Genomic DNA, 19712 nt, shown 5'->3' on the forward strand with positions numbered 1-19712 from the left:
GGGTCCACCTCGAGTCCCGCGCGTCAGTGCCGGAAGGTCAGGGGAATGGGCGGGCGAGGCCTCTGACCGTGTCCTTGACCGCGTCCTTGGCCTTGTTGGTGATGGAGCTCACGACGCTCTCCTTGAGGTCGATCATCCCGTCGATGCCCAGGGCCCTCAGGTTCTTCGTCGAGTCCTCGACGCTCAGGCTCTGGAAGCTGTCGCCGCGCCAGATGGAGATGGTGCCGTACTCCTTCAGCTTGTTGATGAGCGCCGGGTCCGTGGGGTGTTCGCCGTACTTGAAGACGAAGGTGGCGGGGGGCTTGTTCGGGCCCGTGCTCGGCAGATTGTTCGCGTCGTTGATGCGGGTCACCTGCCCGATCAGCTTGTCCACCTGCTCATTCATCGGGCCGCCCGGCGGATTGAGGGCGAGCGTGGAGTTGGGGAACATTGCCCGCGTCTTGGCGCCCTCGGCCTCCGCCTTGCCGAAGCCGTAGTTGAACATGAGCTTGTTGTCGGGGACGCCCGAGGCGCGGACCTCCTCGAGGAAGCGGTTGTTGAAGACGTCTTCGTCTTTCACATCCAGCTTGAGGCCGACGCCCAGCTCCTTGCCCTTGTTCAGCCACTCCGTGAGCGTGAGATTGTCACCGGTCTCATTGCCCAGGTCGTGACGCATCTCAATCTTGCCCTCGCGGTTGAACTCCATGCGGACGTCACCCTCGAACCAGGTGGCGTCCCCCTTCTTGGCGTCGTTGAAGTCCGCGCGCGTGTTGGTGGTGTGGGCGTTCTTGGCCTCGCTCAACGGAGTGCCCGGCTCCCAGCGGTTGCCCGGGGGCGGCGCGGCGGGCACCTCCGCGAGCGGCTTGTATTGCTTGCGCAGCTCCTTCGCCGCCTTGTTCTTGCCCGTGGCCTCCAGCTCCGTCACGAGCGTGCCCGCGAGCTTCTCCAGCCCTGGCATCTTCTCATCCCCCAACTCGTTCAGCTTGTCGTCGAGTTGGTTGATCTCCCCCTTGTTGGGCGTCGCCGAAGCCAGGGACTGGCCCAGGAGCTTCAGGCCCTCGGGGCCGGCCTTGTCGGCGACCACGGACAGGCCCTTCAGCGTCTCGTAGGTGGTGTTGTACTTGCCGGAGGAGTCCTTCTTCTTGTCGTCCAGGTCGCCCTTGTTCGTGCGCTCACCCAGCTTGTCGGAGATGGCCTGGAGCGTCTTCGAGGAGGCCTTGAGCAGCGAGTCGGCGTAGCCGGGCACGTCGCGGTTCTTGAGAGTGAGGTCCGCCAGCGTCTGCGCTGCTTGGGAGGGGCCGCCTTGCTGGAAGGCCAGGTCGACGTCCACCGCATCACCCTCGACCCCGCCCGGCTTGTTGTACTCCGACGCGGGCTTCGCGATGGGGCCCGTGGAGGGAGTGCTCTCACCCTCGGGGGGGGCGGCCAGCGTCTGGAATTGTGGCGCGCCCGTGAGGTCCGGTCCCGCGGGGGTCTTCGTGCTTGCCACGAACTCGTCCTTCATCGACGGGCCGACCGCGGGAGGCGGGGCGGGCGGCGGTGGTGGTGGTGGCGGTGGCGGCTGTACCTGCGTGGGAGTCGCGGTGGGACTGCGGAACGCGATATTGAGCCAGGACGACATGGGAGTTCGCTCCGGGATGAGGGGACTTCATCCCGTGGAGTGCCCCTGGCGCCGGGTGGCTCATTTATTGGTGAATCCCCAGGACGTAGAGGAAGTCCTTCTGGGTGCGTCCGTGGCCCACGGCGATGCCGTCGCGGAGGATTTCGCAAGCCTCGAATGCGTCCTGGAAGTGAGCGATGGGCGTGGGGTCCATCCAGCGATGGAAGGCGGTCGGGCCTTCTCCCAGGCTCTCCCAATAGCGCCGCTGGGTGACGTCCTGGGGCTCCGTGCTGCCCTCCAACTCGGCGCGGGGGGCTCCGGTGTGCCCCTGACAATGTGGCGCTGTCGAGGCGCGTGCGGGGGCTGCTGGCGCGGGCTGGGCTGGTGAAGTCGTTTCAGCCACAACTGTAGAAGTGTGAGGGGGAACCCGAGTCGCCTGCTACCCGGCTCCACAACGTGGGCGGGTTCGAGCCCTGAAAGGGGACAGGCCCATTGCCTCCATATAGCCCCTCCCGGGGGAATTTGGCCGAACGGAGCGGTACGGGGCGGGATGGCGGAGGTCCAAAATCCCCTGGAAAATCGCGGGGCAAGGCGACCCTGCCTCGGAACTGGGTTGTCTTGTGCAGAGGGCTCGATTCCCGCGGTCTCATATGGGCGACAAACCCGTCCAAGCCCCCAGCTCAGTTCATCCACTCCGTCGAAGCCAGCAGCTCCTTGCGCCGGTTCTTCTCCAGCTCCGTCGTCGACAGCGGCTGTTCCTCTCCAAACGACAGCGTCGACAACCGCGCCGGCTCCACACCCAGTCGCCGCAGGTAATCCCTCACCACGGAAGCACGGCGCCGGCCCAGGTTGTACTCCGTCGTCCCCAGCTCACACGTGTGCCCGGTGATGTTCACCCGTGCCTGTGGCCGCTTGCGCAGCGCGTCCGCGAGCTGCGTCAACGTGTCGCGGAACTCGGGGCGCAGCGTCGTCGAGTCGAGCTCGAAATAGACAGGCTCCAGGGCCAGGGGGAGCAGGTCCGTGTCTGAGGGCTCGGTCATGGTACCTCTGGCTATTTGCCTTCCGACCGCTCCCGACGGTGGATGGTGGAGACATCAATCCCGAGCAACTCCGCCGCTCGTGTCTTGTTTCCGCCGCACCGCGCGACGGCCCAGGCGATGTACTCGCTTTCCAGCCGGCGCAGGGGAATGACTTCCCGTTGCGCCTCCAACAACGGGTGTTCCTCCGCGCCGCCCTCGCTGACATGGGGACGGAGCTGCTCCAGGTCCACCGTGTCCCGGGTCCCGAGCACCACCAGCCGCTCCACCAGATTCTCAAGCTCTCGCACATTCCCGGGCCAGCGCTGCGCACACAGCGCCGACACCGCCTCCTGTGCGAAGCGCTGCACCGGAGACCTTGGATTCCTCGCCCGCGCCTGCTCGAGGAAGTGCTCGGCCAGCGCGGGAATGTCCTCGGGCCGCTCCCGTAGCGGCGGCGCCTGCAACGTCACGACATTCAGCCGATAGAACAGGTCTGCCCGGAATCGGCCCTCCTTCACCCGGGCCTCCAAGTCCTGGTGCGTCGCGGCCACCACCCGCACGTCCACCATCCGCGAGCCGTCCGCCCCCACCGCCCGCACCTCGCCCTCCGCCAGCACTCGCAACAGCCGTGCTTGCAGCTCCGGCGCCATGTCCCCGATTTCATCCAGGAACAGCGTGCCCCCATCCGCCTCCACGAAGAGCCCGCGCCTCGCGCTCGTCGCTCCGGAGAACGCCCCCTTCACATGGCCGAACAGCTCACTCTCCAGCAGCGAGTGGGGCAGGGCGGTGCAATTGACGGCGACGAAGGGCCCCGCGCGACGCGTGCCCTCGAAGTGCAGGGCCCGGGCAATCAGCTCCTTGCCACTGCCACTCTCACCCCGCACCAGCACCGGCGCGCTGGACCAGGCCACGCGCTCCACCAGCGCATACAGCGCCCGCATCGCCGCGCTGCGCCCCACCATCGCTCCCAGCCGGCCCCGGTCCTCCGCCTGCTGCTTCAGTGTGCGGTGCTCGGAGCGCACCCGCCGCTCCTCCAGCGCGCGGCCCACGTACAGCCGCACCTCGTCCAGCCGGAAGGGCTTGGCGAAGTAGTGCCACGCCCCGCGCTTCATCGCCTCCACGGCGTTCTCCACGCCGCCGAAGGCCGTCATCATCAGCACCGGCAGGTCCGGGTCCAGCTTGCGCGCCGTCTCCAGCACGTCGAAGCCATCCACGTCCTGCATGCGCAAATCACAGATGACGGCGTCGTACACCCCGGCGCGAAGCTGCGCGATGGCATCCGCGCCTCCCGAGGCCACATCCACCGCGTAACCCGCATCGGACAAGGGCTCGCGCAGCATCTGTCCCATCTCGACGTGGTCATCGACGACGAGAACCCGGGCTCTAACCGACATGTTGCTCCTCTCGCGCGGGGGCCGCGGCGGGCCATTGCAGCATCACACGCGTCCCCTGACCGGGTGCGCTGTCCAGCTCGATGCGCCCGCCATGGTTCCGGACAATGTGCGCCACCATGGTCAGCCCCAGGCCCGTGCCCAGTCCGCGCTTCTTGGTGGTGAAGAATGGATCAAACACTTGGTGCAGATGTCTCGCGGCGATGCCGCAGCCGTCATCCTCGACGGTGATGCGCACCCGACCCCAGGCCCCCGACGCATCCGCCTCGCCCGGCGTCGCCGTCAGTCGCACCCGTCCCCCCGGCTCACACGCATCACACGCGTTGAGCAGCAGGTTGACGAGCACCTGCTGGAGCTGGTCCGAGTCCGCCGCCAACGCGGGCAACGGCTGCGACACGTCCATGCTCAGCACCACGCGCCGCCGCTCCGTCTCGACGCGCAGCAGCTCCTGCACGCTCTTCACCACGGACGACAGTGTCACCGCCCGCGACTCGGCGGGCTGCAGCCGCGAGAAATCCAGCAACTGCCGGATGGTGCGACTCACCCTGTCGATCTGCTCGACGATGGTCCCCAGCCCCGCGGACTGCGGGTGCTCGGGGCCCAGCTTGTCCTGCACGTATTCGGCGCGGCCCCGGATGACGCCCAGCGGGGTGCCAATCTCATGCGCGATTCCCGCCGCCAGCACGCCCACCGTCGCCAGCTTCTCCGCGCGCAGCAGTTGTCCTTCCAGGGCGCGCAGGTTGCTCAGGTCCTCCAGCACCAACAGCGTGCGGACGTCGGGCTGGTGCGGCTCCAGGGGCACCGCGTGGACGTTGTACTGTCCTTCCTCCGCGAAGAGCCGCAGCGGCTCGCCGTGCAGGCTGCGCACGCGGTTGTCGCCGCCCGCCGCATTCACCAGCTCCTCCAGTCGCTGGATGACGGGCGCATGGGCCTGCGGGAACGCCGCCGCCAGCGTCGAGCCCACCACATCCGGCGGCATCTTCGTGCTCAGCGCGCGATTCGCCGAGGTGATGCGCCCCGTCGTCGACAGGGCCAGCACGCCCGTGGGGATGTGGTCGAGAATCTTCTGCGTCTTGTCGTGCAGGTGCGCCAGCCGACTCGCGTGGCGCAGGCTCTCCTGGAGGGCCACGGCGCGGCTGCGCGCCAGCACCACATACACACCGAACGCGATGAGGAAGGACGAGAACAGGAACGCCGCGAAGGACAACCGCAGCACCAGGCTTCGCTCATGGGAACGCAGCCCTCGCGTGGAGGACAGCGTCGCCAGCGGCCACAGCGCGCCGTTCTTGATGCGCACCGGGACGAAGCTCGCCACCACCTCCGCGTCTCCCAATCCCAACCCCACCGCCTCCGTCCGCTCAATCACCAGCGAACCCGCTTCACCCGCGAGCATGCGCCGTGACAGCGCCGCGAGCCCTGGAGTGCCACGGACATCCGTGGCGAGCCCCTGATAGCGAGCCGCCAGCGTCGGCGCGCTCAGCGCGGTGGGCGCTCCATGCGCGCCGAGCAACAAGAGATGCGTGTCGCTCTCCGCGGTGAGCAGCTTCAGCGGCGCGAACAGCGGCTCGGCGTCCACCAGCACCACCACCGCGCCTCCGCCCCCGGGAGCATCCTCGGGCAGCGAGGTGGCGAAGGCCCGCAGCCACCCCGTCGAATCCCCGGACAGCGGAGGCGAGGACGCGATGTGACCCGAAGCTCCCTCCAGCACGCTCCTCGCGGTGCGGGCCAGCTCCTCCGCCGGGTATTGCTTCGCGAGCGACGCGCCCGTGCGCTTGTCCAAAAGCCGCAGCCGCTCCTTCCCATCCGGCCCGAAGACGACGATGGCCTTGTATTGCCCCACGGCCTCCAACAGCGCGCGCAGCTCGCGACGGTGCTCCTCGGCCGTGCCCGGTTGGGACAGCAACTCACCGGTGAAGCGCAGGTCCTCGCCCACGTCCTCCAGCGCCTCGGACACCCCTCGCGCGGCCTCCTGGAGCTGGGCCTGTCGCTCGCGGGCGAACTGGTCCACCAGCGCCTGCCTGTCCCGCTGGATGAAATACACGGCGCCGCCGATGACGCCGGTGAGCGCCGTGCACAGCAGCAAGACTGGCAGGAGGGAGGAGCGCATGAGGGCAGATACCAACATCCCGGCGCGAGGGGGTGGGGGAAGCCCGTCAGATGGCTCCCTCCCCAGGAACCGGCTCGTCGCGTCGGAGGCCCACTCGGGGGGCTGGCGGGGCCTCAGGGCCTCGAGGCCTGCTGGTTGAGCTTCTGCGACACCTCGCGGACCTTGCCCTGGATGTGGCGCAGGTTCGTCGGACCCATCCGCAACAGGTGCTTCTGCGCGGGAGTGAGCGCCTCCAGCGCGGGGTCCGCGTAGACGTACAGTGCGCCCTTCGCCACCACCTCCACGTCCCCGTCGAGCACCGGCACCGCCAGCACCTGCTCGAAGGCCCGTCGGAGTGTCGCCTCGAGGGAGCTGCCCGGCGGCGCGCTCTCCTGGTGGAGCCGCTCGGCCAGCCGGTGCACCTCGCGCCAGGTGTCCACCAGCACCGTGGAGTCGAGGCTGCCCACCACCCGGCCCAGCGTGTCGTACCGGGTGTACCCCTTCTTCCCGACGAGCGTGCGGCCGTCGCGGGTGCTGCTCACCTGGAAGTCCCCGGACGGCGCCAGGAAGGCGACCACGGCCCGAGGGCTCTCTCCGCTGGCCATGTTGGACACCACGGCGACGAAGCGGCGCAGGAGGTCCGCCTCCCGCAGCCAGGCGCCGAACTGCGACATCGACGAGGCCCCCGAGAGCCGCGAGCGAAGGAGCGCGTCGACCTCCGCCGTGGGCGGCAGGGGCGCATCCGGAGCCCGGTCCACCACCGAGGGCACCACGGGCGCCTGGGCGACGACGACGGTCGGCGTGTCGGGCGCTCCATGGAGCAGGCCGTGCCAGACCCCGGCTCCCGCGAGCACCGCCGCGACCAGAATCACCAGCCCCCAACCCCAGAGCGCGCCCCGTTCGAGCTTCACCATCGCACCGCCGTCGTTGTCCATGTGTCCTCCGCGACCGGACCCAGGGATTGCAGCGGTGATGCCAGCGGGAAGGGGACAGGGTGGGCGGCGAGGCTTCACTCGGGAGCGCGTGCTCCCGGAGCCGTCAGCGCGCCCGCTCGCAAGCCACGCGAGCATGGCGTTCCGCGCGCCACCCTGGCGGATTGCACCGGGGGCGCGCGGGACTCACTCAGGCTCGGGGCCGAGGCGCGCCCGCGGAACCGGCCGCCGGGGGCGGCATCGCCGACTCGGCCGTGACTTCCGCCCAACGGATGTGGAACGTCGCCGACGTCCCGTCGAACTCCTCGGGTAGCACCACCACCCGGAAGCCCCCACACAGCTCCACCGCCCGAGCCAGCAGCCCCGCGGAGAACGTGGGTACGTCCGCCAGCACATCGTTCATCCGCAGCTCCACGAAGGTGGGGCTGCGCTCAACGATTTCGACCACACTGAAGTTGTTGCCGGCGCGAAAGCCCATCCCCGCGCGCAGCAGCATCCGCCGGGGGCCTGCCAGCCGGACGACGCCCAGGAGCGCGCGGCCAAAGAAGGTCCCGAAGTAGGCGTCCATGAACCGCTCGCCCAGCGAGTAGTACGCGGCTTCAGCGGGAACTCCGCCGTAGACGTGCCCAGCGGCGATGCGGAGGAACTCCTTCCACTGCTCCAGCGAATACGTCCGCCCAAGCTTCTGGTCGAGGTCCAGGCCCGCACGGCGCAGGTGCTCCCGACACGCTGGCGTGAGGCGGTTCTCGAGGGCGCGCACGAAGAGCGCTTCCACGGTTTGCGTGAAAATCAGCTTCTCGGAAGAAGTCATAGGGTCGCACCCTACACCGGTCGGCCCGTCGGATGCTCGCCCACAGGTGAATTGACGTTCAGTGTCCCTGTCGGCGAGCGACAGCCGGCCTGCTCCGTCATGAAAAGCGCTGGATTCCCATGGGGTTAGCGCTCATCACGCGGTGCGGCGGCGGCGCGGGAGACCATGCCGCGCAGCCACCGGTGGGCGGGTTCGTCGTCGAAACGCTCGTGCCAGACCTGGAGGACGTCGAACGGTCTGAGGGAGACGGGCGGAGGAAGGATGCGCAGGGGGCAGAGGTCGAGGAAGAGCTCGGCCAGTCGGCGGGGGGCGGTGAGGACGTGGTTGGAGCGGACCATGGAGATGGCGGCGGTGAGGAAGTAGGGAATCCGCAGGCCGATGCGTCGACTGCGGCCCAGGCGCTCCAGCGCGACGTCCACGGCGCCCGCCCCCTCGCCCCGGGGGCTGACGAGGACATGGGGCAGGCGCAGGTACGTCTCCAGGTCCAGCTCCTCCTTCACCAGGGCGTTGTCGCGACGGACGACGCACACGAAGTCCTCGGTAAAGAGCTTCTGCTGGCGCAGCGCGGGGGCGGGGTCCGGGTAGGCGCCGATGACCAGGTCCACCTCGCCGCTCTCCAACTGGGCCTCCACCTGGGAGACGACGAGGGGGCGGATGGTGAGGTCCACCCGGGGGGCCTCGTCGTCGAACATCTCCAGCAGCGGGGGCAGCAGGGCGGCGGCGAAGTAGTCACCCGAGGCGATGGTGAAGCGCCGCGCCGAGGTGCGGGCCTCGAAGACGGACTCGTTGCGCAGCGCTCGTTGGACCTCCAGCAGTCCCCGGTGGAGTGGGGCGGCGAGCTGTTCGGCGCGCGGGGTCCGAATCATCCCTCCCCGGCCCCGGATGAGGAGGGCGTCTCCGAACTGCTCCCGGAGCTGCCGCAGGGCGTGGCTCATGGCGGACTGGGTGATGCCCACGCGCGCGGCCGCCCGGGTGACGTTGCCTTCCGTGAGCAGCGCATCCAGGGCCACGACGAGGTTGAGGTTGACGCCGGACAGGTCCAGTCCCGTGTTCGACGGCTGGCTCGGCGCAGGGGAGACGCGAGGTTTGCGTCGGGTGGGGACGCGGCTCTTTCCCCGGGCAACATGCGACTTGCTCATGTGCCAATGAATAACATGCGATGGCCTCATGATAGGGGGAGGAACACTCTGGAGCCATCTCGAAGTCACCGGAGGCGTCCATGAGCGTCGTCATCAACACCCCGAATGGAAACATTGGCCGGAACCTCGCCCTGCGGCTGCTGGAGGCGGGGCAGTCCCTCACCCTCATCAGCCGGAGCGCGGAGAAGGTGGCGGACCTGGTGAAGCGTGGCGCGAAGGTGGTGGAGGGGTCCTCGGACGACGCGGCCGTGTTGGACAAGGCCTTCGCCGGAGCCTCGGCGGTCTTCTGGCTGACGCCGCCCGCCATGCGCCCGGACTTCGTCGAATGGACCCAGGCCATGGGGCGACTGGCGGCGCAGAAGGCGAAGCAGCATGGCGTGAAGCGCGTGGTGGTGCTGTCCAGCGTCGGCGCGCAGTCGGGTCCAGGGACGGGGCCGGTGGGCGTGCTCCTCGCGGTGGAGGAGGCCTTCAAGGCCGCCGTCGCCGACGTCACCATCCTCCGTCCGGGCTACTTCATGGAGAACCTGCTGCGCGACCTGCCGTCGCTCGTGAACGCGAGCACGCTCTTCCTGACGACCTCTCCCGAGCGCCGCGCCCCCTTCGTCGCGACGGTGGACATCGCGCACAAGGCGGCGGACGTGCTGCTCGACGCGGGCTGGAAGGGGCACCGGTACATCGGCGTTCACGGGCCCCAGGACCTCACGTACACGGAGGTGGTGGGCATCCTCTCGCGAGAGCTCGGTCAGCCCGTGCGCTACGTGCAGGTCTCCTTCGACGACGCTCGCAAGGCGATGCTGGGCATGGGCCTGCCCGCGTTCATGGTCGACCTCTTCGTGCAGATGTACGAGGCCATCCCCGAAGGACGGATGGACGCGGCCGAGCCCCGGTCGGCGGAGACCACCACGTCCACGACGCTGGCGCAGTGGGCGCGAGAGGTCCTCAAGCCCGCGGTGGCGCAGGCTCGCGCTTCCGCGGCGTAGGGCGTGGTGGGCCTGTCCCTGTGTGGCTTCACACTTCTTCATGAGCGCGTCATCTCTGTTCATCCCGCTGGGCCGGGACGGCGCGAGAATGGCGCCCGTCAATCAAGCGTGACGGGTGTCACCGAACGTGGAGCGAGAAGCATGGCGTCGGGGCAGGCAATCATCGGCGGGCTGCTGGGGCGGTTCCTGTTCAAGGAAGCGCGAGTGGGACAGGTGCGGGACGTGTCGCCGCACTTCCGCTGGATGGAGTGGGTGGGCGAGGGGCTGCGTGACGTCGAGTGGAGCCCGGGGGACAAGGTGCAGGTCTTCCTTCCGGACGTGGGCATGCGGACGTACACGCCGCTGGGCTGGGACTCGACGCTGGGGTCCACGCGCTTCCTCGTCTACATGCACGGCGACAGCCCCGGCGCGCGATGGGGCCGCGACCTCAAGGTGGGAGACCGCTGCCAGTTCTTCGGGCCGAGAGGCTCCCTCGCGCTCAAATCGCTCCCCGGGCCCGTGGTCCTCTTCGGGGACGAGACGTCGTTCGCCGTCGCGCACACGCTGAAGAACCTGAAGGCGGGCTCGGCGGACGTCGAGCACGTGTTCGAGGTCTCCTCGCAAGGAGAGTCGGAGGGGGTGCTGGGGGAGCTGGGCCTCGCGGGCGCCTCGGTGGTGGAGAAGCGGTCGGACGAAGCGCATCTCGCGGACGTGGAAGCCCGGCTGCGGGCGGCGCTGGAGCGACGGCGTGGCGCGCACCTGGTCCTGACGGGGCGGGCGCACGCCATCCAGGCCGTGAGGGCCCGGCTCCGTTCGAGCGGTATCGCGCACGCGGGGCAGAAGGTGAAGGCGTACTGGGCCGAGGGGAAGAGCGGTCTCGACTGAGCGATAGGGCCGGGCGGATGACGGCTGCCGCACGGTTGACGAGTGAAGCGCTTGCGTGCGCGCCCGCACCGCTTCAAACACGATGCCCTCATGGACGAGCGCGCGACTGGCCCCCGGAAGTCGGACCCTTCCTACAACGTGCTGCACCAGCAGGGCACGCGGCAGCCGTTGGATGTCATCTTCAAGCCGCGCAGCGTGGCGGTGGTGGGTGCCAGTGAGCGTCCGGGCAGCGTGGGGCGCACCGTCCTCTGGAACCTCATCAGCAATCCCTTCGGCGGCACCGTCTATCCCATCAATCCGAAGCGCCCCAACGTGCTGGGCATTCGCGCGTGGCCGTCGCTGCGCGCGTTGCCGGAGCCGGTGGACCTGGCCGTCGTCGTCACGCCCGCGCCCGCGGTGCCGGAGGTCATCCGCGAGTGCGCGGAGCTGGGCGTCCAGGGCGCCATCATCATCTCCGCCGGCTTCAAGGAGACGGGCGAGGCGGGCGCGCGGCTGGAGCGGGAAATCCTCCAGATTGCCCAGGCGGCGCGGATGCGCATCATCGGCCCCAACTGTCTGGGAGTGATGCGTCCGCCCACGGGCTTCAACGCGACATTCGCCGGGTCGATGGCGCGCCCGGGCAACGTGGCCTTCATCAGCCAGAGTGGCGCGCTGCTCACCGCCATCCTCGACTGGAGCCTGCGCGAGTCGGTGGGTTTCAGCGCCTTCGTCTCCGTGGGTTCCATGTTGGACGTCGGCTGGGGTGACCTCATCGACTACCTGGCCGATGACCCGATGACGCGCTCCATCCTCATCTACATGGAGTCCATCGGGGATGCGCGAGCCTTCCTCTCCGCCGCGCGCGAGGTGGCGCTCACCAAGCCCATCATCGTCATCAAGGCGGGGCGCACCGCGCAGGCCGCGCAGGCCGCCGCGTCCCACACGGGCACGTTGACGGGCAGCGACGAGGTGCTCACCGCCGCGTTCCGTCGCACCGGTGTGCTGCGCGTGGAGTCCATCTCCGACCTCTTCTACATGGCGGAGACGCTGGCGAAGCAGCCGCGCCCGGCGGGTCGTCGCCTCACCGTCCTCACCAACGCGGGCGGGCCTGGCGTGCTCGCCACGGACGCGCTGGTGTCGGGGGGCGGCGAGCTGGCGGTGCTCGGCGACGAGACGCGGAAAGCGCTGGACGGCTTTCTGCCGCCCCAGTGGAGCCATGGCAATCCGGTGGACGTGCTGGGCGACGCGGACCCGGAGCGTTACGCGAAGGCCCTGGAGGTCGCGGGGAAGGACCCGAACAGTGACGGGCTGCTGGTCATCCTCACGCCGCAGGACATGACGGAGCCCACGCAGACGGCGGACCAGCTCAAGCCCTACGCGAAGCTCTCCGGCAAGCCGGTGCTAGCGAGCTGGATGGGCGGCTCGGAGGTCGTCGCGGGCGAGCGCATCCTCAACGACGCGGGCATTCCCACGTTCGGCTATCCCGACACGGCCGCGCGCATCTTCAATTACATGTGGCGCTACTCGTACAACCTCGCGGGCCTGTACGAGACGCCGACGCTGGCCGAGGAGCCCACGGGCGGGAGGGACGCGGCGCGGCGACTGGTGGACGCCGCGCGAGCGCAAGGACGCACGCTCCTGACGGAGCACGAGTCCAAGCAGTTGTTGGCCGCCTATGGCATCCCCACCGTGGAGACGCGGCTTGCCACCACGGAGGAGGGCGCGGTGGCCCAGGCGCAGGCGCTCGGATATCCCGTGGTCCTCAAGCTCCACTCCTTCACGGTGACGCACAAGACGGACGTGGGCGGCGTGCGGCTCGACCTTCCGGACGCGGAGGCGGTGCGCGCCGCGTTCCGAGGCATCCGCGAGCGACTGGTGGAACTGGGGCAGGGGGAGGCCTTCGACGGCGTCACCGTCCAGCCCATGGTGAAGCTGGGTGGCTACGAGCTCATCGTGGGCAGCAGCCTGGACCCGCAGTTCGGTCCGGTGCTGCTCTTCGGCGCGGGCGGGACGCTGGTGGAGGTGTTCAAGGACCGGGCGCTGGGGCTGCCTCCGCTGAACACGACGCTCGCGCGGCGGATGATGGAGCAGACGCGCATCCTCCAGGCGCTGCGCGGGGTGCGCGGGGCGAAGCCGGTGGACCTGCCGGCGCTGGAGCGGCTGCTCGTGCGCTTCGGTCAGCTCGTCGTCGAGCAACGCCTGGTGAAGGAGGTGGACATCAACCCCCTGCTGGCCTCACCGGAGCGACTGCTCGCGCTGGACGCGCGCGTGGTGTTGCACCCACCCGAGGTGACGGAAGCGGAGCTGCCCAGGCTCGCCATCGAGCCCTATCCGCAGCAGTACGTGTCCCCGTTCAAGATGAAGAGCGGCGAGGAGCTGTTGCTGCGGCCCATCCGTCCGGAGGACGAGCCGAAGATGGAGCGCTTTCACCGGACGCTCTCGGAGCAGACGGTGTTCCTGCGCTACGCGGGGCTGATGCAGTTGAGCACGCGCGTGGCGCACGAGCGGCTGGCGCGCATCTGCTTCAACGACTACGCGCGGGAGATGGCGCTGGTGGCCGAGCGGCGCGGCGGGGAGATTCTGGGGGTGGGGCGGCTGACGCGGCTCAGGGGGACTCGGGACGCGGAGTACGCCATCCTCATCAGCGACGAGGTGCAGCACCAGGGCCTGGGCTCGGAGATGCTGCGGCGACTGGTGGAGGTGGGCCGCGCATGGGGCATGCAGCGCATCGTCGCGGACATCCTCGCGGGCAACCGCGCCATGCAGAACGTCAGCAAGCGACTGGGGTTCTCCATCCTCCCCCACGAGGAGCTGGCCCCGGACATGGTCAAAGCGGTGAAGGTGCTCTGAGTCACATCCGGGGCCGCCAGGTGGCTACTTCGCTTCGAGGTTCAGCTCGAGGTCGAACGCCACGTCGCTCGACTCCGCGTTGGCCTGCTTCACCATCACCGCGATGATGTTCTCCCCCACGACGAAGGCCGAACCGTCGAAGCTGGCCGTGCTGATGACGGCGTCCTTCAACACGCCGCTGGCGAAGGTGCCATGGCCGAGGCCGTTGTCGGCGTACCGCGAGTAGACGAGCTTCCCGTTCACCCAGATGGCCACGCCGTCGTCATGCAGGACGCGGAGGTTGGCGGTGCGGATGGCCTCGCCGAGCGTGAGCTTCTTGCGGAAGTAGACGCTCGGTTGGAGGGGCGTCGTCTTGGTGATCACGGTGTGCTCGTCCCCGTCGCCGTAGCCGAGCTTCGCGGGGCCCGAGCGCCACGCGCCGTCGTCGAAGTTGAGCGACGTCCACTGCGTGCCCGGGTTCACGTTGCGGTCATCGAAATTCCAGTACTCGCCGAAGGCGATGGCCTGGAACTGGGGCGTCCGGGAGATGGTGAAGGGCAGGTCCGTGCGGTCGTCGATGTCCGGCCGCGAGGCGTCCGAGATTCGCAGCATGCCCTTGGCCGTCTCGGTGCCCGGCACCGACCACTCATAGAAGCCGATGTTCGGGATACCCTGGTCGACCGTGGTCCAGTTGGCCCCGTCGTCGGGCGAGAACTGCACGCGCACCGTGTCGACACCCGCGCCGTGGGTCATCCACTGGAGCATCTGGACGTTGCCCGGGCGCAGCGTCTCGCCGCCGTTGGGGCTCTCCATGATGAGGGCATCGTGCTGCATGCCGTCGGTGGCCACCTTCAGCTCCAGGTCGAAGGACAAATCACTGGAGGTGGCGTTCGCCTGCTTCACCATGACGGCCAGCGTGTTCTCTCCCATCAAGAAGCGAGAGCCGGGGATGGTCGTCTCGCTCAGGCTGTTGTCGGAGGCGGTGCCGGAGGCATAGGCCGAGTGCGCGGTGGAGCCGACGTACTTGGAGAACACCTGGGTGCCATTGAGGAACACCGCCACGCCGTCGTCGTGAATCACCTGGAGCGTGGCCTGCTCCACCATGCCGTGGACGGTGAACTTGCGGCGGAAGTAGACGGTGGGCTGCGCCGGCGTCGTCTTCGTCAGCGCCGTCTCCTCGTCCGTCTCGCCATAGCCGAGCTGGGCCGGTCCCTTCTTCCAGGTCGCGTCGCTGAAGCCAGAAGACGTCCACGCGGAGCCCGGGTCGACGTTGCGGTCGTCGTACTTCCACTCGGAGCCGAAGGCCACCGCGGTGTAGCCGGTGTTGGGAGGAGGGTCGGTGGGGGGCGGCGTCGTGCCTCCTCCGCCGATGCGGATGATCTTCGCGACCGACGGCACCTTCTTCGAGTTGAGCAGGAACAGCATGTAGTGCCCGGGCGGCGCCACGTTCGGATTGGGCGGCGCGACGACGTTGAGCCCCCCTCCGCTGGCGGTGAAGCGCAGCTTCATGAAGCGCTGGTTTTCGTCGAAGGCGTGGGTGACGGAGCCCAGGCGAACCCACGACGCCATGGTGATGCTGGCCGCCTCGGGGGTGTTGACGCGGAAGGTCTCTCCGTAGGCGATGGACGCGGGCGCGGAGGCGATGGTGGGGCGCGGGCCATTGAAGAGGTATGGCGGGGAGAAGACCTGCATCGTCTTGACGTTGCGGCTGCCCGCGGAGAGCACGCGCCCATCCGGCAACAGCAGGGTGGTGGAGTGGTAGCCGCGATAGGCCGACGCGGGCGCGAGCACCGACCACTGCTCGGTGACGGGGTTCCACAGCTCCGTCTCCAGGCGGGGGTACTTGGGGTTGTCGGTGCCGGGGCCGCTGTGGCCGCCGGTGATGAGCACCGTGCCGTCCGGGAGCACGGTGCTGTTGTGCTGGCGGCGCACGTAGCGCATGGGCGGCACCGTGCGCCAGGTGGGCTTCGTGGCGTTGAGTTCCAGAATCTCCACGTTGTTGGTGGGGGGATTGTCGCCACCGGTGACCAGCACCTTGCCGTCGTCATACATCACCGCGCTGCCCGCGTTGCGGCTGTGGGCGTAGCTGGTGCGAGGCCCGGAGGTCCAGGAGCCGGTGCCATCCGTGTCGAGGAAGCGCGCGGGCTTCCAGTACCCCGCCATGAGCGTCTTTCCCGTGTTCGTCACGAACATCCACGGGTAGTACATGAGGTCCAGGCTCGCGCCCGTCAGGTTGCGCCAGGAGTTCTTCGACGTCTGCCAGACTTGAGGAATCAGGTTCTTGGTCCTGTCCTCCTTCGCGCCGCCAATCACCAGCATGTCCCCGTTGGCGAGCGTGGTGACGGTGGGGTACCAGCGGCCGGCGTTCATGTTCGGCAGCCGCGTCCAGGTGAGCTTGAAGGGGTCGAAGGTGGCGGCGTAGGGCAGGCCGGAGTCATTGTCGATGTGGCCCCCCGCCACGAACAGCCGACCGTCCGGCATGAAGGCGTGGCCCGCGCAGAAGATGTTGAAGCCCGCCTTGGGCAGCGTGGTGAGGACGTTGGTCTGCGGGTCCCAGAGCGTGGGGGTGTCGCCGTCTCCGAATTCGGAGAAGAACATCACCTTGCCCGTGGGCAGCAGGTGGGTGTGGACCGCCGAGTACGGCCATTTCTGGACGGCGGTCCATTGTCCCACGGAGGCGGGTTGTGCCTGGGCGACCGATAACGAGGCCCAGGCAGCGAGAAAGGCAAGACGCCACGGATGGAACATCAGGCTGCCCCTTTGTTGGTCGAAAGGTCGCGCAACGGTAGGCACGGGCCCTGCGAGCCACATCGTTCCGGCGTGCGTGGACAATGACGCGGGGTGGACCGAATCCCGGCGCCCGCGTCCGGGTCAGGACCGTTCGTGGGACACGGGTGTCTGATTTCCCAGCGGACTCGAAACGGTGGCTGCTCTAGAGTCCGCCGGGTGATGGACACCCCTGAGTCCCAAGCGCCGCTCGCTGCCCTGCTTCCCAAGAAGGGCGAGCCCCCGCTCGACGCTGACAGCATCCTGGACCGCTTCGTCGGCTACGTCTCCACGAACGGCCTCAGCCTCTACCCGGCCCAGGAGGAAGCCATCCTGGAGCTGCTGGCGGGCAAGCACCTGTTCCTCAAGACACCCACCGGCTCCGGCAAGTCCCTGGTGGCCACCGCCCTCCACTTCAAGGCCATGGCCGAGGGCAAGGTCTCCTTCTACACCTGCCCCATCAAGGCGCTGGTGAACGAGAAGTTCTTCGCGCTCTGTGATGCCTTCGGCGCGGAGAACGTGGGCATGCTCACCGGCGACGCGAGCATCAACCGCGACGCGCCCATCATCTGCTGCACCGCCGAAATCCTCTCCAACCTGGCGCTGCGCGACGCGGGCGCCCGGGTGGACTACGTGGTGATGGACGAGTTCCACTACTACTCGGACAGGGACCGTGGCGTGGCGTGGCAGATTCCGCTCATCGCGCTGCCCCAGGCGACGTTCCTCCTGATGTCGGCCACGCTGGGGCCCACGCACATCATCGAAGAGAGCCTCCAGAAGCTCACCGGCCGGGAGGTCGCCACCGTGCGCAGCACCCAGCGCCCGGTGCCGCTGGACTTCGACTACCGCGAGTCCGCGCTGCACGAGACGATTGAGGACCTCATCGCGCGCAAGAAGTACCCCATCTACCTGGTGAACTTCACGCAGCGCGCCGCCGCCGAGCAGGCGCAGAACCTCATGAGCGTGGACTTCTCCACCAAGGAGGAGAAGGAGGCCATCCGCCTCGCGCTGATGGACGCGCCCTTCGACACGCCGTACGGCAAGGACTTCCAGCGCTATCTGCGCCACGGCATCGGCATGCACCACGCGGGCCTGTTGCCCAAGTACCGCCTGCTGGTGGAGAAGCTGGCCCAGGGCGGCCACCTCAAGGTCATCAGCGGCACGGATACCCTGGGCGTGGGCGTGAACATCCCCATCCGCACGGTGCTCTTCACGCAGCTCTTCAAGTTCAACGGCGAGAAGCTCACCACGCTGAGCGTGCGCGACTTCCTGCAGATTTCAGGTCGCGCGGGCCGCAAGGGGTTCGACAACGAGGGCAGCGTCGTCGCCCAGGCGCCCGAGTATGTCGTCGAGAACGTCAAGCAGGCCGCCAAGGAAGCCGCGGGCAAGAAGAAGACGCCCAAGGCGAAGCCGCCGCAGAAGAACTTCGTCCAGTACGACAAGAGCACCTTCGAGCGGCTCCAGACGGGCATGCCTGAGCCGCTGGAGTCCCGCTTCGCCGTGTCCCACGGCATGATTCTCAACCTGCTCCAGAGCGACCACATCCGGGGCACCGGGGGCTACCACCGGTTGGTGCAGCTCATCCAGCGCTGCCATGACTCGGACTTCCTGAAGCGGCGGCACTTGAGGGAGGCGGCGCGGGACTTCCGCACGCTGCGCGGCGCGGGAATCGTGGAGGTGATGCGTGGCGAGGGCGGCTCGGGGGCCACGGTGAAGGTGGCGCAGGAGCTCCAGTACGACTTCAGCCTCAACCACACGCTGTCGCTGTACCTGCTGGAGACGCTGGAGCTGTTGGACCCCACCACGGAGACGTACGCGCTGGACGTGGTGACGCTGGTGGAGTCCATCCTGGAGAACCCGGAGGTGGTGCTCTACGCGCAGTTGCACCAGCTCAAGGGCGAGAAGATTCAAGAGATGAAGGCGCGCGGCGTCGAATACGACGACCGCATGGAGGAGCTGGAGAAGCTGGAGTGGCCGAAGCCGAACCGCGAGTTCATCTACGGCACGTTCAACGCCTTCGCGCGCAAGCATCCGTGGGTGGGCGAGGAGAACATCCGGCCCAAGGCCGTGGTGCGCGACATGTTCGAGCGCTTCATGTCCTTCCACGACTACGTGCGGGAGTACGGGCTGCAGCGCAGCGAAGGCGTGCTGCTGCGCTATGTCAGCGACGTGTACAAGACGCTGTCGCAGACGGTGCCGGAGCGCTTCCGCACGGAGGAGGTGGAGGACATCATCGACCACCTGCGGGCCACCATTCGTCAGGTGGACTCCAGCCTCGTGGACGAGTGGGAGCGGATGAAGAACCCGGGCGCCGTCGTCGAGGCGAAGCCGGCCGTGGAGCTCAAGCCGAAGGAGCTCACCGAGGACCCTCGCGCCTTCGCGGCCCGCGTGCGCGAGGAGCTGCACCGGCTGCTGCGCGCGCTGGGGCAGAAGCGCTACTCGGATGCGCTGTCGCTCCTGGACAACGCCCTGGGCGAGTGGACCGCGCCGAAGCTGGAGCAGGCCATGGTGCCGTACCACGAGGAGCACAAAATCGTGGTGCTCACGCCCCAGGCTCGCAAGCCGGCCAACACGTTCCTGAAGGAGTCGGGACAGCGGCTCTGGGAGGTCCAGCAGCGCATCATGGACCCCGAGGGCCATGGTGACTGGATGATCGACTGCGAGATTGACCTGCGGGACAGGCGGCTGGACGAAGGCCCCATCCTCATCCTGCGCCGCATCGGTCCGTGAGGTTCAGCTCTCGGAGGCGGGCGTCGTCAGCTCGCCTCCGGCCAGCGGGGCTTTTTCTTCGCCCAGGGTGGACTCCTCGACGTCGAAGTCGCCCTTGCCGTCGGAGATGAGGACCATCCGCCAGTCGTGGGTGGAGAGGATGACGTGCTCGGCGTCGCACTGGACGTCGACCGCCACGTCCTCGACGGTCCACGAGCCGACCCACACCGTCATCTTGTCGATGCACTCGGTGTCGCCGCACTCCTCGGTGGAGGCGACCCACAGGCGGCCCTCCGGCGCGGCGATGCAGGACACGGGCTCCGCGTGGCGCAGGCGGGGCGGGGCCATCTCGTCCGGCGCGCCCTCGAAGAGGTCCTCGCGCTCCGGCATCCCCGCGTCGAAGAGGGACGGAGTCGTGTCTGTCTGCTCGGAGGGCTGAGCGAGCGTCGTCGGCTTCGCCAGGGCCCCGGGCGCGGCCAGAAAGCCGCACATCGCCGCCACCTTCCAACACCGTGTCATCCACATGACCTTGTGCTCCTGAGCGGCGCTGTGGGCCGCGTCTCGTGCACAGGGGTTCTGCAAGGCGCGGACCGGGCCTGCGTGCGGGCGCGGAGACACAGCGGTGAGC

General features: G+C 68.5%; 14 protein-coding genes. 4 read left to right on the plus strand and 10 right to left on the minus strand.

All coding sequences use genetic code 11. The annotated features are described in order from the left end of the window. Window positions 1–37 precede the first annotated feature (37 nt). The 8 genes from HUA76_RS37075 to HUA76_RS37110 all read right to left on the minus strand — a co-directional run bounded on the left by HUA76_RS37075 (window position 38) and on the right by HUA76_RS37110 (window position 8957). Window positions 38–1600 (minus strand): FAM151A/B family protein, encoded by a 1563-nt coding sequence (locus HUA76_RS37075; RefSeq protein ID WP_174463545.1) that lies wholly within the window; start codon window positions 1598–1600, stop codon window positions 38–40. A gap of 64 nt (window positions 1601–1664) precedes the next feature. Then, window positions 1665–1880: a hypothetical protein gene (locus HUA76_RS37080; RefSeq protein WP_174463546.1), complete on the minus strand. Its 216-nt coding sequence runs from the start codon at window positions 1878–1880 to the stop codon at window positions 1665–1667. Window positions 1881–2259: 379 nt separating this feature from the next. Next, on the minus strand, window positions 2260–2619 hold the full coding sequence (locus HUA76_RS37085) for an OmpA family protein (RefSeq protein WP_174463547.1): 360 nt from the start codon (window positions 2617–2619) through the stop codon (window positions 2260–2262). Between the two features lie 11 nt (window positions 2620–2630). Further along, window positions 2631–3992: a sigma-54 dependent transcriptional regulator gene (locus HUA76_RS37090; protein WP_141641196.1), complete on the minus strand. Its 1362-nt coding sequence runs from the start codon at window positions 3990–3992 to the stop codon at window positions 2631–2633. Beyond that, window positions 3982–6096 (minus strand): nitrogen regulation protein NR(II), encoded by a 2115-nt coding sequence (locus tag HUA76_RS37095; RefSeq protein WP_174463548.1) that lies wholly within the window; start codon window positions 6094–6096, stop codon window positions 3982–3984. The genes HUA76_RS37090 and HUA76_RS37095 overlap by 11 nt, the downstream gene beginning before the upstream one ends. 113 nt (window positions 6097–6209) lie before the next feature. Next, window positions 6210–7010 carry a DUF3014 domain-containing protein gene (locus HUA76_RS37100; protein WP_141641194.1) on the minus strand — a complete coding sequence of 267 codons (801 nt, stop codon included), beginning with the start codon at window positions 7008–7010 and terminating at the stop codon, window positions 6210–6212. Window positions 7011–7197: 187 nt separating this feature from the next. Continuing rightward, on the minus strand, window positions 7198–7818 hold the full coding sequence (locus HUA76_RS37105) for a DUF2378 family protein (RefSeq protein WP_141641193.1): 621 nt from the start codon (window positions 7816–7818) through the stop codon (window positions 7198–7200). Between the two features lie 125 nt (window positions 7819–7943). Further along, window positions 7944–8957, minus strand: coding sequence for a LysR family transcriptional regulator (locus HUA76_RS37110; protein WP_174463549.1), 1014 nt, complete (start codon window positions 8955–8957; stop codon window positions 7944–7946). Window positions 8958–9037: 80 nt separating this feature from the next. Here HUA76_RS37110 and HUA76_RS37115 point away from each other — a divergent pair, with 80 nt between their 5' ends. The 3 genes from HUA76_RS37115 to HUA76_RS37125 all read left to right on the plus strand — a co-directional run bounded on the left by HUA76_RS37115 (window position 9038) and on the right by HUA76_RS37125 (window position 13630). Then, entirely contained in the window at window positions 9038–9937 is a 900-nt protein-coding gene (locus HUA76_RS37115) for an NmrA family NAD(P)-binding protein (protein ID WP_174463550.1), read from the plus strand. 141 nt (window positions 9938–10078) lie between these two features. Continuing rightward, entirely contained in the window at window positions 10079–10801 is a 723-nt protein-coding gene (locus HUA76_RS37120; protein WP_174463551.1) for a siderophore-interacting protein, read from the plus strand. A 90-nt stretch (window positions 10802–10891) separates the two neighbouring features. Beyond that, entirely contained in the window at window positions 10892–13630 is a 2739-nt protein-coding gene (locus HUA76_RS37125; RefSeq protein ID WP_174463552.1) for a bifunctional acetate--CoA ligase family protein/GNAT family N-acetyltransferase, read from the plus strand. Window positions 13631–13654: 24 nt separating this feature from the next. Here the strand turns inward: HUA76_RS37125 and HUA76_RS37130 are convergent, their stop codons facing one another. Further along, the gene (locus HUA76_RS37130; RefSeq protein ID WP_371823573.1) at window positions 13655–16282 is read right to left on the minus strand and encodes a galactose oxidase-like domain-containing protein; all 2628 of its coding nucleotides are present in this window, start codon (window positions 16280–16282) and stop codon (window positions 13655–13657) included. A 276-nt stretch (window positions 16283–16558) separates the two neighbouring features. Between HUA76_RS37130 and HUA76_RS37135 the strand changes: the two genes are divergently transcribed. Further along, window positions 16559–19105, plus strand: a complete 2547-nt coding sequence (locus HUA76_RS37135; protein ID WP_141641234.1) for an RNA helicase — start codon at window positions 16559–16561, stop codon at window positions 19103–19105. Between the two features lie 3 nt (window positions 19106–19108). Here HUA76_RS37135 and HUA76_RS37140 read toward each other — a convergent pair whose 3' ends face one another. Beyond that, window positions 19109–19603: a hypothetical protein gene (locus HUA76_RS37140; RefSeq protein ID WP_174463553.1), complete on the minus strand. Its 495-nt coding sequence runs from the start codon at window positions 19601–19603 to the stop codon at window positions 19109–19111. Window positions 19604–19712: the final 109 nt, after the last annotated feature.

The organism is Myxococcus sp. CA056, assembly GCF_013336715.1.
In the GTDB taxonomy this organism is placed as follows: Bacteria; Myxococcota; Myxococcia; order Myxococcales; family Myxococcaceae; genus Myxococcus; species Myxococcus llanfairpwllgwyngyllgogerychwyrndrobwllllantysiliogogogochensis.

Excerpts from the sequence above, each read along its gene's own strand:
- HUA76_RS37095 (WP_174463548.1), bottom strand. The coding sequence starts at position 6,096 with ATGCGCTCCTCCCTCCTGCCAGTCTTGCTGCTGTGCACGGCGCTCACC.
- HUA76_RS37075 (WP_174463545.1), bottom strand. The coding sequence starts at position 1,600 with ATGTCGTCCTGGCTCAATATCGCGTTCCGCAGTCCCACCGCGACTCCC.
- HUA76_RS37090 (WP_141641196.1), bottom strand. The coding sequence starts at position 3,992 with ATGTCGGTTAGAGCCCGGGTTCTCGTCGTCGATGACCACGTCGAGATG.
- HUA76_RS37105 (WP_141641193.1), bottom strand. The coding sequence starts at position 7,818 with ATGACTTCTTCCGAGAAGCTGATTTTCACGCAAACCGTGGAAGCGCTC.
- HUA76_RS37135 (WP_141641234.1), top strand. The coding sequence starts at position 16,559 with ATGGACACCCCTGAGTCCCAAGCGCCGCTCGCTGCCCTGCTTCCCAAG.
- HUA76_RS37100 (WP_141641194.1), bottom strand. The coding sequence starts at position 7,010 with ATGGACAACGACGGCGGTGCGATGGTGAAGCTCGAACGGGGCGCGCTC.
- HUA76_RS37115 (WP_174463550.1), top strand. The coding sequence starts at position 9,038 with ATGAGCGTCGTCATCAACACCCCGAATGGAAACATTGGCCGGAACCTC.
- HUA76_RS37120 (WP_174463551.1), top strand. The coding sequence starts at position 10,079 with ATGGCGTCGGGGCAGGCAATCATCGGCGGGCTGCTGGGGCGGTTCCTG.
- HUA76_RS37110 (WP_174463549.1), bottom strand. The coding sequence starts at position 8,957 with ATGAGCAAGTCGCATGTTGCCCGGGGAAAGAGCCGCGTCCCCACCCGA.
- HUA76_RS37085 (WP_174463547.1), bottom strand. The coding sequence starts at position 2,619 with ATGACCGAGCCCTCAGACACGGACCTGCTCCCCCTGGCCCTGGAGCCT.
- HUA76_RS37140 (WP_174463553.1), bottom strand. The coding sequence starts at position 19,603 with ATGACACGGTGTTGGAAGGTGGCGGCGATGTGCGGCTTTCTGGCCGCG.
- HUA76_RS37125 (WP_174463552.1), top strand. The coding sequence starts at position 10,892 with ATGGACGAGCGCGCGACTGGCCCCCGGAAGTCGGACCCTTCCTACAAC.